The sequence below is a fragment of the Alistipes indistinctus YIT 12060 genome (assembly GCF_025144995.1).
Taxonomy (GTDB): Bacteria; Bacteroidota; Bacteroidia; order Bacteroidales; family Rikenellaceae; genus Alistipes_A; species Alistipes_A indistinctus.
This window is the reverse complement of the sequence record NZ_CP102250.1, coordinates 1220805-1235765: the sequence shown is the minus strand read 5'-3', so window position 1 is coordinate 1235765 and position 14961 is coordinate 1220805. Positions and strand designations below refer to the sequence as shown.

Below are 14961 nucleotides of genomic sequence, written 5' to 3'. Positions count from 1 at the left end.
AAAATCCGTCGTGCGATGGCCTCTGTGTTCTATTACCTCTTTTTCCTGCTGTTTACGATCCTCTGCTTCATTCCCTTTGCGTTGCTTTATGTGCTGACGGTGAAGTTCGACCGGGAGAGGGTGGTTCTCCATCGGGTGTCGCGGATTTGGTCGATGGGTATTTACCGCTTGTGTCCGCTGTGGCGGCTGAAGGTGGCGGGGCGGGAAAAAATCGACCGGGGAAAGGCCTATGTGATCGTGACGAACCACCAGTCGATGCTTGATGTGCCGCTGATGTACGTGCTTCCGCTCAATTTCAAATGGGTGTCGAAGCGCGAGGTGATGCGGATTCCGATTTTCGGCTGGGTGCTGCAGATGCACGGGGACATTGCCATCGAGCGCGGTTCGAGCCGCAGTGCACGGCACATGATGGAAGAGGCTGATGATTACCTTTCGCGCGGCACGTCGGTGACTCTCTTTCCGGAGGGGACGCGCACGAAAACGGGCCGTATGGGCCGTTTCAAGGAGGGAGCTTTCCTGATGGCGAAAAGTGCGGGAGTGGGAATACTTCCGGTGGTGCACGACGGTAATTTCGAGGTGCAGAACGGCTGGAAGCTGCGGATGCCGCACACTTTCCGTGTGCAGGTGCTGGACCCGATTCCGCCCGAAGAGGTTGCATCCAAAGGCGTTCGCGAGCTGACGGCGGAGGTAGAAGCCCTGATGAAAGAGGTGCATCGCGGCATGAATCCCGACCTGTATGCGGACGGGGCGATTCCGCAGGGCGGGGAAGCCTGCAGGGTATAAAAGGAAGATAGAAAAAGAAAAGATAGGAAGCAGACAGGAATGAGTGGTATTGCAAATTATACGGACGACGACATCAAAACCCTGAGTCCGCGTGAACATATCCGGTTGCGGCCGGGTATGTATATCGGCAAGTTGGGCGACGGTACGGCGCCCGACGACGGTATTTACGTGCTGATCAAGGAGGTGATGGATAACTCGGTCGACGAGTTCATCATGGGCGCGGGCAAGGTGATCGAGATCACGGTCGAAGGCAAAGCGGTGACGATCCGTGATTACGGGCGCGGTATTCCGCTGAAAAGCCTCGCTGCGGCGGTCTCGGAGATGAATACCGGCGGTAAATACGGTTCGGCCGCTTTCGAAAAGACGGTCGGCCTCAATGGGGTCGGCGTCAAGGCCGTGAATATGCTTTCGAGCGAGTTTATGGCGCGCAGCGTACGCGACGGCGAGGCGCACACGGTCCATTTCGCCGCAGGTATCCAGCAGGACGACATCTGGGAGAGCGGCGTGAACGAACGTACCGGTACATTGATCCGCTTTGTGGTCGATGAAGAGGTATTCGGCGAGTACAGTTATAACCTGGAATATGTCGAGACCCTTATCAAGAATTATACTTACCTCAACCTGGGCCTCACGATCAAGTTCAACGGACAGAGTTATTCATCGAAAAACGGATTGCTCGACCTGCTGAATGAGAACATGACAGAAGAGCCGCTTTATGAACCGATCCACCTTACCGGTAAGGATATCGAGGTGGCCATTACGCACGGTACCGGTTACGGCGAGAGCTACTTCTCGTTCGTGAACGGCCAGCATACGACGCAGGGCGGGACGCACCAAAGCGCGTTCCGTGAGGCGATCGCCAAAACGATCCGCGAGTTTTACCATAAGGATTACGATGCGTCGGATATCCGCACGTCGATCGTTGCGGCCATCAGCGTCAAGATCTTCGATCCGGAGTTTGAGTCGCAGACTAAAATCAAGCTCAGTTCGAAGCAGATGGACAAGCGTCAGGAGGACGGCCCGACGGTACGTAACTACATTGTCGATTTCCTCAAGGAGCACCTTGACAACTACCTGCACAAACATCCCGCGACGGCCGATATCCTGGGTAAAAAGATCGTCGAAAGCGAGAAGGAACGCAAGGCGATTTCAGGCGTCCAGAAAAAGGCGCGCGAAATTGCCAAGAAGGTGAGCCTCAACAATAAAAAACTGCGCGATTGCCGTATCCATCTGGGAGACAAGCATGCTCGCGCCGAAGAGTCGATGATCTTCATCACGGAGGGTAACTCGGCCAGCGGATCGATCACCAAATCGCGGGATGCGAATACGCAGGCCGTTTTCTCGTTGCGGGGCAAGCCGCTGAACTGTTACGGGCTGACGAAAAAGATCGTCTACGAGAACGAAGAGTTCAACCTGTTGCAGGCGGCGCTCAACATCGAGGAGGATATGGACAACCTGCGCTATAACAAGATCATCATCGCGACCGATGCCGACGTCGACGGGATGCACATCCGGTTGTTGTTGATGACCTTTTTCCTGCAGTTCTTTCCCGACGTGATCCGCTCGGGGCATCTTTACATCCTGCAGACCCCGCTGTTCCGCGTGCGCAACAAGAAGGAGACGCGTTACTGTTACAGCGAAGAAGAGCGCCTCAAGGCGGTCGATGCGTTGGGGCCCAATCCGGAAATCACCCGATTTAAAGGTCTGGGCGAGATTTCGGCCGACGAATTCAAAGAGTTTATCGGCGAGAAGATGCGGCTCGACAAGGTGCGCATGACCAAGGACGACCCGATCCACGACTTGTTGGAATTCTATATGGGTAAGAACAGCATGGAGCGGCAGGGATTTATCATCGGCAACCTGCGCATCGAGGCCGATTATGTGGAAGAATTGATTTAGCGGAAGCAGCCAAGCAGATATGAACGATGAACTGAACGATAAGATAGACCGGGACGTGCCTGCCGGTGACGGCGGGCATCCATCCCGTGCGGGAGAACCTGCCGGCCATCCGGTAGACCGGGAGGCTGACGGAACCGTTTCGGAGGAGAGTGTCCGCGCCGGGGAGCAGAATAAGCAGGATGTGGAAAAACTGACGGTGGAGGAGGAAGCCGCTGTGGCCGAGGAGATGACCGACAAGGAGATCCGTTCGGCCTCGGAGGGCAAATTCGGCCGGCTGACCGGCGAAGAGGCCGGGCGCAAGAAACTCACCGGCATGTACAAGGAATGGTTCCTCGATTATGCTTCGTATGTGATCCTCGAACGTGCCGTGCCCCATGTCGAGGACGGGTTGAAACCCGTACAGCGGCGTATCCTGCACGCGATGAAGAAGCTCGACGACGGGCGCTATAACAAGGTGGCGAACATCATCGGTTCGACGATGCAGTACCATCCGCACGGCGACGCCTCGATCGGCGACGCGCTGGTACAGCTGGGACAGAAAGAGCTGCTGATCGACTGCCAGGGTAACTGGGGAAATATCCTGACTGGCGACGGGGCGGCGGCACCGCGTTACATTGAGGCGCGGTTGTCGAAATTCGCACTCGATGTCGTCTTCAGCCCGAAGATCACCGAATGGATGCTCTCTTACGACGGGCGAAACCAGGAGCCGGTGACCCTGCCGCTCAAATTCCCGCTGCTGCTGGCCCAGGGCGTCGAAGGTATCGCCGTGGGGCTTGCGTCGAAAATCCTGCCGCATAACTTCAATGAACTGCTCGATGCGTGCGTAGCTTACCTGCGCGGCGAGGAGTTCGAGCTCTATCCCGATTTCCCGACCGGCGGCATGGCGGATGTGACGCGTTACAACGACGGGTTGCGCGGCGGTGCGGTCAAAGTGCGTGCGAGGATCAACAAAATCGACAAGCGGACGCTTGCGATCACCGAAATTCCGTTCGGCACGACGACCGAATCGATCAAGGAGTCGATCATCAAGGCCAATGACAAGGGCAAGATCAAGATCAAAAAGGTCGACGACAATACTTCGGACAGGGTCGAGATTATCATCCATGTGAGCAACGACGAGTCTTCGGACAAGACTATCGACGCGCTGTACGCTTTTTCGGATTGCGAAGTGTCGATCTCGCCGAATGCGTGCGTGATTATGGACGACAAGCCGCACTTCATGGGCGTGCGGGAGATACTTTGCCGTTGTGTCGACCATACGCGCGAACTGCTCAAGGCCGAATTGAATATCCGGCTGGGCGAACTGGAGCAGGACTGGCACATGTCGTCGTTGGAGAAAATATTTATCGAGGAGAAGATTTTTCATGATATTGAGGAGTGTACCACGTGGGAAAGTGTCCTGGAGACGATCGACAAAGGGCTTGATCCGTTCAAACCCCGCCTGCGCCGTGAAGTGACCCAGGAGGATATCATCCGCCTGACCGAAATCAAGATCAAGCGCATCTCCAAGTTCGACAGTTTCAAGGCCGACGAACACATTCGCGGTGTCGAGCGCGACATCAAGGAGGTGAAACACAACCTGGAGACGCTGACCGAGTTCACGATCGCTCATTTTACCCGGATTAAAGAGAAGTACGGCAAAGGGCGCGAGCGCAAGACCGAATTGCGCGAGTTCGACTCGATCGAGGCGACCAAAGTGGTCGTCGCCAATGCGAAACTTTATGTCGACCGTGAGGAGGGATTCTTCGGTATCGGGCCGGCCATGCGCAAGGATGAATTCGTTTGCGACTGCTCGGATATCGACGATGTGATCGTGATCACCAAGGAGGGTAAATATATCATCACGAAGGTCTCCGACAAGGCGTTCTTTGCAAAGAACATCTATTATATAGGGGTATTCAAGCGCAATGACGAACGTACGATTTACAACGTGCTTTACCGGGACGGCCGCACCGGTCCGCTGATGATGAAGCGCTGTGCGATCAAAGGCATTACCCGAGACCGTGAGTACGACATAACCAAAGGCACGGCCAAAAGCGAAATCCTGTATATGAGCGTGAACCCGAACGGAGAGGCCGAGGTGTTGAAAATCTACTTCAAACCGCGTCCGAGGCTCAAAAAACTGATCGTCGACCTGAACTTCGGCGAATTGGCGATCAAGGGGCGTCAGTCGCAGGGCAACCTGTTCTCACGCTATGCGATCCACAAGATCGTACTCAAGGAGCGGGGCGCTTCGACCCTGGCCGGGCAGAATGTCTGGTACGACGACGAAATCCGCAGGCTCAATACCGACGGACGCGGCGAGTTGCTCGGCGAATTCGTCGGCGACGACCGGCTGATCGTGATGAATGCCAGGGGGCAGTACTATACGACGCTGTACGACCTGGGGCTCCATTTCCCCGAAGATACGATCCGGGTGGCGAAGTACGATCCGCAGCGCATCTATTCGGTGGCTTACTACGACGGTGAGCAACAATACTATTACATCAAGCGTTTTACTGCCGAGCAGAGCGACAAGATGCAGAATTTCGTCGACGAAACTCCCGGGACGGTCATGAAGGCGATCAGCCGCGACCGTTATCCCCAGTTGGAGGTGACCTACGGCGGCCCGCATGCGGGACGTCCGGCCGAGAGGATCGATGTCGATGCTTTTATCGGGGTGAAGAGCCACCGGGCCAGGGGCAAGCGCATTACGACGCTGACCGTGGACCGCGTCGCATTCGTGGAGCCGCTGGATAAAGGCCCGGAAGAGCCCGGAGATGGCCGCAATGATAGTGATGTGGATGAGATGCCCGGAGGCGGAGCTCCTGTTTCAAGCGGGTCGGGGGATGACTCTGGTATGCGGAATGTGCCGGGTGTATCGGACGTTTCGGCTACGGCTGTTGATGAGGCACGGCGGGCCGGGTCTGCCGCACAAGGGAACGGTCGTCCGCAGGAAACTGCGGCGGCTTCTGTTTCGCAGCGTCCGCCGAAACCTGTGCAACCGGCGAAAGGTTATGTGGCGGGCGAGAGTGTCGAGTTCGACATTGCCGCCGAGGATGAGGAGCAGGGCGAACAATCGCAGATGGAGTTGTTCTGAGAGCCTTTCTGCAGGGGAGCGGGTAGTCTGTCTTCTTCCTGCATATCCCCGGAAAACGAAAACGGAACGTCTGGAAAATTTTTATTATATTGTAAAGTTGGCGCAAACCGGCCTTGGCCGGTTTGCGCAGGGCGATTGGTGTCGACGGCGGTACAGGGCGGTCGGGGCCCGAAAGAGGGAATTCGCAGCATGTTATTGTTTTTGATAGGATATATGGGGTGCGGCAAGAGTTCGATCGGCCGGCCGCTGGCCAAACGGCTGGGGCTGAAATTCGTCGATATGGACACCGAGATCGAGCGGCGCTGCGGTGTGAGCGTGCAGCAGTTCTTTGCCGACCGGGGCGAAGAGGCGTTCCGCCGTTTGGAACGCGAATTGCTCCGGGAACTCACTTCAGCTGAAGATACCGTTGTGGCCACCGGGGGGGGCGTGCCCTGTTTTTTCGACAATATGGAGCTGATGAACGGCGCGGGGGTGACCGTATACTTCAAACTGGCTCCCGAGAAGCTCGCCGCACGGCTCGAACACGGCAAGGCAAAGCGTCCGCTGCTGCGCGGAAAGTCGCAGCAGGAGCTGGTCGAATATATCCGTGAGAACCTCGAGCGGCGCGAGCCGTTTTATTCGCGTGCACGGCTGATCGTCGCATGCGACTCGATGAGCGACGAGTATGTGGCACGGCACGTGGAGATGTATATGGAGAATAGTCAACCTAAAAGAGAACAGCTATGAAACATGTTATGATCGTTTTGACACTCTGCATGCTGGTTGCATGCGGAAGATCGCAGCAGGAGACCTCTCTTGCCTGGAAGACCGACTCGCTGGTGCGTATGAGCGACAGTACGCTGCTGATTCATATGGTCTATCCGGTGCTGACGGATACGGGAGCCGTGGCAGACTCGATCAACCGGACGGTGATGGGAGTGATCCGTTCTTCGTTCGATGAGCAGGATTCGCTGCGCGGGGATTACACCCTGGACCAGAGTATCGATTCGATGATGGCCTACAAGAATAACGACGAATATCTGCGCAAGATGCCTTACACGTTCGTTTCGGAAGGTACCGCTTTCCGCTACGACAACGTGGTTACGGTCTGGATACAGCGTTACATTTTTACCGGAGGGGCGCACGGTATGACCCCGTCGGAATTTTTCAACTTCGACTACAGTAACGGACGCCGGCTGACCAACGACCAACTTTTCAAAGATACCGCCGAATTGTGCAAACTGAACCGCAAGGCCTTCAATCTTTATCTGGAGGGTAAAGGCATTACCAACCCGAAACAGGCTTTGTTTGTTTCGCCGGATGAACTACCTTTGCCGCAGAATATGGGCTTCGATTCGGTCGGGTTGGTGATGATCTACAACCAGTACGAGATCGCGCCTTATTCGTTCGGCCTGTTTGTCTATTCGCTCCCGTACGATCACGTCAAATCGATGTTCAGCGACGTAGTCAAGGGAAAATAGACAGGATCGGCCACGACAATTAAGATTACTCCAATAACCCAATCCAATCAGGAATGATACTCTTTTTCAGGAAAGCAAACATCATTTATGCCGTCGATGCCCGCAAGTCGCTCCCGGCAGCAGATATCGCCAAACTGACTTGGCTTTTCAGCGAAGCGAAGCAATTGGACGCCGAGGTGCTCAACGGTATTTTTATCGGACCGCGCCGCGAGATGATCACCCCCTGGAGTACGAATGCCGTCGAGATCACACAGAACATGGGACTCGAGGGGATTGCCCGTATCGAGGAATTCGAGGTGGTCAAGAGCGAAGACGCACCGTACGACCCGATGTTGCGCCGTATGTATCGTTCTATCGATCAGGATATCTTCACGATCCGCAAGCAGCCCGATCCGGTTATTTACATCGATGACATCGCTGCATACAACCAACAGGAAGGGTTGGCGCTGAGCGATGAGGAGATGGCCTACCTGAACGAACTTTCGCGGCGGATCGGCCGCAAGCTGACCGACAGCGAGGTGTTCGGCTTTTCGCAGGTCAATTCGGAACATTGCCGGCACAAGATTTTCAACGGCCTGTTCATCGTCGACGGCGAAGAGATGCCTTCGACCCTCTTCGGCCTGATTAAAAAGACGACAAAGACCAACCCGGGCCGTGTCGTATCGGCTTATAAAGATAATTGCGCTTTCCTGCAAGGTCCCGTGGTGGAGCAGTTTGCCCCCGCGTCGCCGGATACGGCGGATTACTATGGCATCAAGGATTTCGAGAGCGTGATTTCGGTCAAAGCCGAGACGCACAATTTCCCGACCACCGTCGAGCCGTTCAACGGCGCGGCAACCGGTACGGGCGGCGAGATCCGCGACCGCATCGCCGGCGGTAAGGGCGCGTTCCCGGTGGCCGGGACGGCCGTTTACATGACTGCCTATCCGAGGTTGGACGGCGGGCGCGAGTGGGAGCAGTTCACCACTCCGCGCGAATGGCTGTACCAGACTCCGGAGGATATCCTGATCAAAGCCTCGAACGGGGCTTCGGATTTCGGTAACAAGTTCGGCCAGCCGCTTATCTGCGGTAGTGTGCAGACGTTCGAGCATTTCGAAAACGGGAAGAAGTTCGGCTTCGACAAGGTGATCATGCAGGCTGGCGGTGTCGGTTATGGCCGTAAGCAGGACAGTATCAAGGACGAACCGCAGCCGGGCGACAAAGTGGTGTTGCTGGGCGGTGACAACTACCGCATCGGCATGGGCGGCGGTGCCGTTTCGTCGGTGGCCACGGGCGAGTATGCCGGTGCGATCGAACTGAATGCCGTGCAGCGTTCGAACCCCGAAATGCAGAAACGAGCCTACAATGCGATCCGGGCCGCTTCGGAGGAGACTGAAAACCCGATTATTTCGATTCACGACCACGGTGCGGGCGGTCACCTGAACTGTCTCAGCGAGCTGGTCGAGGCGACCGGCGGGCGGATCGACATGGAGAACCTGCCTATCGGCGATCCTACCCTCAGCGCGAAGGAGATCGTCGGCAACGAGTCGCAGGAGCGCATGGGATTCGTCGTCAAAGAGGAGAATATCGACAAATTGCGCCGCATTGCCGAGCGTGAACGTTCGCCGTTCTATGTGATCGGCGAGGCGACGGGCGACATGCAGTTTACTTTTGTCAACAACAAAACGGGCGATAAGCCGATCGACCTGAAACTGGAGGATATGTTCGGCAAGGCGCCGCGCACGGTGCTGAACGACCGTACCGTACGGGAGAGCTATGCAGAACCGCAGTACGATGCCGGAAAACTGGTACATTACATCGAAAATGTGTTGCAGCTCGAAGCGGTGGCCGCCAAGGACTGGCTGACCAACAAGGTCGACCGTTCGGTGACGGGCCGCGTGGCGAAGCAGCAAACGGCTGGCAGCGTCCAATTGCCGCTGAATGACTGTGCCGTCGTGGCGCTCGATTACCAGGGGCAGCGCGGTATCGCTACGGCGCTCGGGCATGCTCCGGTCGCCGCACTGGCAGACCCCGGTAAGGGATCGGTGCTCGCGATCACCGAGGCGCTGACGAATATCGTCTTCGCTCCGATCGACGGCGGACTGCCGTCGGTATCGCTCAGCGCCAACTGGATGTGGCCCTGCAAGAACGAAGGCGAGGATGCGCGTCTCTATGCGGCTGTGCAGGCGGCGAGCGACTATGCGCTGGCTTTGGGGATCAACATTCCCACCGGCAAGGATTCGCTCTCGATGACGCAGAAATACAAGGACGGCGAACAGGTGTACGCTCCGGGTACGGTGATCATTACCTCCGTGGGCGAAGTGTCGGATGTGAAGAAAGTGGTCTCTCCCGCGCTCAAGCACCGCCGCAGCCAGATGATTTACGTGGATATGAGCCGCGACGGGTTCCGTTTGGGCGGCAGCAGTTTCGCCCAGGTGGTCGGCAGCGTGGGCATGGATGTCCCGACGGTCACTTCGGCCGACTACTTTACCCGGGCGTTCGGTGCCGTACAGCAGTTGGTCGAAGAGGGAAAAGTGCTCTCCGGGCACGACGTGTCGGCGGGCGGCCTGATTACCGCACTGCTGGAGATGACCTTCGCCGACAACCGGAGCGGTATGGACCTGAGCCTTGCGGCGCTGGCCGAAAAAGACCTGATCAAGGTGCTTTTCAGCGAAAAACCGGCCGTAGTGCTGCAGGTGGAGAACGGATCGGAGGTGTGCGAAAACCTCAAGTTCGACGGGATCGACGCCTATGTGATCGGCGATGTGAACCAGGAGCGCCGCTTCACGGTGACCAATGCCGGGGTCGAGTTCTCGCTGCTGATCGATCAGTTGCGGGATACGTGGTTCAAGACCTCTTACCTGCTGGATCGCCGCCAGAGCGGAGTGCAGAAGGCCTCGGAGCGTTTTGCGAATTACAAAAATCAGGAACTCAGCTATAAATTCCCGGAGACGTTCACCGGCAAACTGTCGCAGTGGGGGCTCGAGGCGAGCCGCCGTACGCCGAGCGGCATCAAAGCCGCGGTGATCCGCGAACAGGGCTCGAACAGCGAGCGCGAGATGGCGTGGTGTATGCACCTGGCCGGAATGGATGTCAAGGATGTGCACATGACAGACCTGATCAGCGGCCGCGAGACGTTGGAGGATGTCAATATGATCGTTTTTGTCGGCGGTTTTGCCAACTCGGACGTACTGAATTCGGCTAAGGGCTGGGCCGGCGCATTCCTCTATAACGAACGGGCCAAGGAGGCGCTCGACCGTTTCTATGCGCGAGAAGATACGCTTTCGCTGGGTGTTTGCAACGGTTGCCAGCTGATGGCGGAACTGGGGCTGATCACGCCCGACCATGAGCAGAAACCCCGCATGCTGCACAACGATTCGCACAAATTCGAATCGTGCTTCGTGAATGTCGAGGTGCAACCGACGGGTTCGGTGTTGTTCGATTCCATGGCCGGTAGCCGCCTGGGTATCTGGGTGGCGCACGGCGAGGGTAAATTCCGCTTGCCGTACGAGGAGGAGCGTTACCGCATTCCGCTGAAATACGCTTACGACCAGTATCCGGGCAATCCCAACGGGAGCGACTATGCCGCCGCTGCGATCGTCTCGGCCGACGGACGCCACCTGGCGATGATGCCCCATATCGAACGTTCGCTGCGTCCGTGGAACTGGGCCTATTATCCAGAAGAGCGGGCCGCTGATGAGGTGAGCCCGTGGATCGAGGCGTTCGTCAATGCCCGCAAATGGATTGAGCAGAGGAGGAACAAATAGCATGAACAATGCACCGATAGGCGTTTTTGATTCGGGCCAGGGAGGATTGAGCGTGTGGAGCGAGCTGTACCGCAGATTGCCGCACGAATCGCTGCTCTATTACGGAGACGGCAAAAATTGTCCTTACGGGAACCAGCCCCGTGAACGAATAGTCGAATATTCCGACTATGCCGTGCGGCGCATGTTGTCGGCGGGAGTGAAGATGGTCGTGATTGCGTGCAATACCGCGACCGCAGCGGCTATCGACCACTTGCGCACCACTTACGACGTGCCGTTCGTGGGGCTCGAACCGGCCGTTAAACCGGCGGTGCTCACTTCTCGTAGCGGTGTGGTCGGGATTCTGGCCACGGCCGCTTCGCTCAAAGGCAGGCTTTTCCGCGAGACTTCCCGCAAATATGCGGACCGGGCGCGGATGATCGAGCAGGTGGGCGAAGGGTTCGTCGAGTTGGTCGAAAGCGATCGCGAGGATACTCCCGAGGCGTTCGAAACCGTATCGAAACTGCTCGGGCCGATGCTCGAACAGGGGGTGGACCGGATTGTATTGGGTTGTACGCATTATCCGTTTCTCTCCGGTGCGATGCGGCGCGTGATCGGAGACCGCGACGTGCGGCTGGTCAATCCCGCACCTGCTATCGAACGGCGCGTAGAGGTGCTGTTGGAGGAGTTCTCGTTGGCGGCCGCGGAGGATCACGAGCCCGAGTACAGTTTTATGACCAGTGCGGACGAGGAGTACCTCTCCCGGTTGATCGCCAAGAGCGAGCGGGCCAAAACATTGGATCTCGACTGAGGGGCTCGTAGGGCTCCGACGAATGGATCTCGACCTGCGGACCTCTTCGGATAACGGTTTGCCGGGACAGCGGAATGGGCGGATACAGGCGTGGTATTCCATAAATTTATCGAAAAATATCTTTTAGTTTTTTACCGAATATATGGCGACAGCGGCAAAAAAGAAGCCCGCAGCGGCGGAGGGGAGACAACCCCGGCAACAGGGACTGAGCGACACCCAGCGGTGGTCGTACGGTTTTGCATTGCTGGCCGTGGCCTTGTTCATACTGGTATCCGTCGTCTCCTATTTCATCTATTGGAGCAAAGACCAGGCTGTCGCCAGGTTCGGGCAGGTGTTCGATGCGACGCAGGATCCGGTGAGCAATTGGGGTGGCAAGTTGGGTGCGGTAACGGCGAATTATATCGTCGGCGAATGGTTCGGCCTCTTCGGGATTTGTATCCCGATCGTGCTGATCGTCCTTTCCCTGCGGATTATGCGTTACCGTCCGATGCTGCTGCGCAAGTCGGTGCGGCTTATGCTGGTGCTGATGATTCTCGGGTCGCTCGCGCTCGGCTATATTTTCGGAGATGCATGGGGCGTTTTCGGAACCGGGCTCGGTGGTGCGCAGGGGATCTATGTCGCCCGATGGCTTAATTCGCTCATCGGCGTACTGGGCACCGGACTGCTGCTGGCATTGGCTTTCGTAATTTATGCCGTCTATATCAACCGCAATACGATCGGCGTGATCAACCGCCTTGGCAAAGGGATGGTCGACAACAGTAAGAAGCTCGGTGAAGTGATTACTTCGACCGCTGCGGATTTATTGCCGCACGACTCGCGCAAAGAGGGTGATGAATCGTTTGACAATGTTGTCGGAGCGGATGTTTCTGCCGGCAAAAACGGAACGAAACAAACAGGAGAAGGAGAGAGTGCCGGGGCATCTGCGTCTTGCCCCGGTTCGCCTTTGGCACCGTCCGGGGGCCAACCGGGCGTGATTACCGACGAAGAAGGCTTTTCGGTGATTATTCCGGGGGCGTCGGTGCCGAACACGGTCGGCGAAGATTTTTACGATCAGGTACCGCGTGTGGCCGAACAGACCGATGAAGACGGTTTTGTGATCATTAAGCCCGTTGAAGAGTCTGATTCTAACGTGCAGCCTTTACAGCCGGTTACGAGGGTGGATGAGAACGGATTCGAGATTACCGGCCTGCCGGTTGAAAATTCGGATGCATCGGCGCCCGGGTTGACCGGGATTTTCGGGACGGGCAGTGACGCTCAAATTTCGGGATCGGGCATGTCTGTCACTGCGGCGGACGGAAGCTCCGGAGCATTCGAAAAAGTGGATGAAAACGGTTTCACCATCCAATACGCTGCCGGAGACGGAGAGCCGGAACAGCCGGCAGGTGTGTCTGCAGGAGGCTGGCCGGATGCCCCGGCGGCGGGTGCGATGCCCGGCGATTATCCCGTCAGGCGAAATGACGGAACCGATAATCCGTTCAAGGCCGATCCTGTTCCTCCGTTTGCGGAAACGGCGGACAGTCCGTCCGGAGTGGCGTCCGGAAATGTGCCGTCTGCGGGCGGAGCCGACTTTGTCGCGGCGGTGCCGCAGGATACCGCGATCGAGAGTTCGGCCGATATGACCGTCGACCGCCTGCCGGGAGATAAGATTTTGTCGGAGGAGGAGATCGAGAATGCGCTGTACGACCCGACGCTCGACCTGTCGTCGTACCAACGGCCGCCGCTCGAACTGCTCGAGGACCATACGGTGGAGGTGAGCGTGACCAGTGAAGAGATCGTTGAGAATAAGAACCGGATCAAGGAGACGCTGGAGAATTTCGGTATCAAGATCGACAAGGTGAAGGCGACGATCGGCCCGACCGTTACCCTGTACGAGATCGTCCCGGCGCCCGGCGTGCGGATCTCTAAGATCAAGAACCTGGAGGACGATATCGCGCTGAGTCTTTCCGCTCTCGGTATCCGTATCATTGCGCCGATTCCCGGCAAGGGTACGATCGGTATCGAGGTGCCGAATAAGGACAAGAAGGTGGTTTCGATGTTTTCGGTCATTAAATCGGCGAAATTCCAGGAGTCGACCTACGATATCCCCGTCGTACTGGGTAAGACGATTCAGGACGAAACATTCGTAATCGACCTGGCCAAGATGCCGCACCTGCTGGTGGCCGGTGCTACGGGGCAGGGTAAATCGGTCGGCCTCAATGCGATCATTACTTCGCTCCTGTACAAGAAACATCCTTCGGAACTGAAACTCGTGTTGGTGGACCCGAAGAAGGTCGAGCTGACGTTGTACGGCAAGCTCGAACGCCATTTTTTGGCCAAGTTGCCGGGTGAGGACGATGCGATCATCACCGATACGCACAAGGTGATCTATACGCTCAATTCGCTCTGTATCGAAATGGACGCCCGCTACGACCTACTGCGTAAGGCCGAAGTGCGCCATGTGAAGGAGTACAACGACAAATTCAGGCACCGCAAGCTCAACCCGCAGAAGGGACACCGGTTTCTACCCTATATTATCGTCGTGATCGACGAGTTTGCCGACCTGATCATGACCGCCGGCCGTGAAGTCGAAACGCCGATCGCGCGTATCGCGCAGCTGGCCCGTGCGGTGGGCATCCATTTGGTGATCGCCACGCAGCGCCCGACGACGAATATCATCACGGGCGTAATCAAAGCGAACTTCCCGGCGCGTATCGCTTTCCGCGTCACCTCGATGATCGACTCGCGGACGATTATCGACCAGCCGGGAGCGAATCAGTTGATCGGCCGCGGGGACATGCTCGTCTCGACAGGCAACGACCTGACGCGTGTGCAGTGTGCATTCGTCGATACGCCGGAAATCGAACGGATCACCGAATTCATCAGCAACCAACGCGGGTATCTCGGTGCTTACGAACTGCCCGAATACAATCCCGATTCGGCGGATAACGGCGGTTCGGCGGGCGGCAATAGGGCGAACGACCTTTCGCAGCTCGATGCGATGTTCGATGAGGTAGCCCACTTCGTCGTGCAGAACCAGCAGGGTTCCACTTCGTCGATCCAGCGCCGTTTCTCGATCGGCTATAACCGGGCGGGACGCATCATGGACCAGTTGGAGATGGCGGGTGTCGTGGGCCGTGCCGAAGGGAGCAAACCGCGTGAGGTGTTGATTCAGGACGTCATGTCGCTGGAGCATTTGCTCGCGCATATGAACGATTAAAAGCACCGGAG

8 protein-coding genes are annotated in these 14961 nt (G+C 57.1%); all 8 read left to right on the top strand.

What is annotated here, in order from left to right; translation table 11 throughout:
• The first annotated feature begins 15 nt into the window (after positions 1-15).
• The 8 genes from NQ495_RS05275 to NQ495_RS05240 all read left to right on the top strand — a co-directional run bounded on the left by NQ495_RS05275 (position 16) and on the right by NQ495_RS05240 (position 14950).
• On the top strand, positions 16-783 hold the full coding sequence (locus NQ495_RS05275; RefSeq protein ID WP_009133993.1) for a lysophospholipid acyltransferase family protein: 768 nt from the start codon (positions 16-18) through the stop codon (positions 781-783).
• 39 nt (positions 784-822) lie between these two features.
• Entirely contained in the window at positions 823-2682 is a 1860-nt protein-coding gene (locus NQ495_RS05270) for a DNA topoisomerase IV subunit B (RefSeq protein WP_009133994.1), read from the top strand.
• 19 nt (positions 2683-2701) lie between these two features.
• Positions 2702-5761 carry a DNA gyrase/topoisomerase IV subunit A gene (locus NQ495_RS05265; protein ID WP_009133995.1) on the top strand — a complete coding sequence of 1020 codons (3060 nt, stop codon included), beginning with the start codon at positions 2702-2704 and terminating at the stop codon, positions 5759-5761.
• A gap of 189 nt (positions 5762-5950) precedes the next feature.
• Positions 5951-6487, top strand: a complete 537-nt coding sequence (locus NQ495_RS05260) for a shikimate kinase (protein WP_040294212.1) — start codon at positions 5951-5953, stop codon at positions 6485-6487.
• Complete coding sequence (locus NQ495_RS05255; protein WP_009133997.1) at positions 6484-7221, top strand: DUF3298 and DUF4163 domain-containing protein; 738 nt, start codon at positions 6484-6486, stop codon at positions 7219-7221. Before NQ495_RS05260 ends, NQ495_RS05255 begins: the two co-directional genes overlap by 4 nt.
• Positions 7222-7274: 53 nt before the next feature.
• Positions 7275-10967 (top strand): phosphoribosylformylglycinamidine synthase, encoded by a 3693-nt coding sequence (gene purL, locus NQ495_RS05250; RefSeq protein WP_009133998.1) that lies wholly within the window; start codon positions 7275-7277, stop codon positions 10965-10967.
• A gap of 1 nt (position 10968) precedes the next feature.
• On the top strand, positions 10969-11754 hold the full coding sequence (murI, locus tag NQ495_RS05245) for a glutamate racemase (protein WP_009133999.1): 786 nt from the start codon (positions 10969-10971) through the stop codon (positions 11752-11754).
• A 142-nt stretch (positions 11755-11896) separates the two neighbouring features.
• Positions 11897-14950, top strand: coding sequence for an FtsK/SpoIIIE family DNA translocase (locus tag NQ495_RS05240; protein WP_009134000.1), 3054 nt, complete (start codon positions 11897-11899; stop codon positions 14948-14950).
• The last annotated feature ends 11 nt before the right edge of the window (positions 14951-14961 follow it).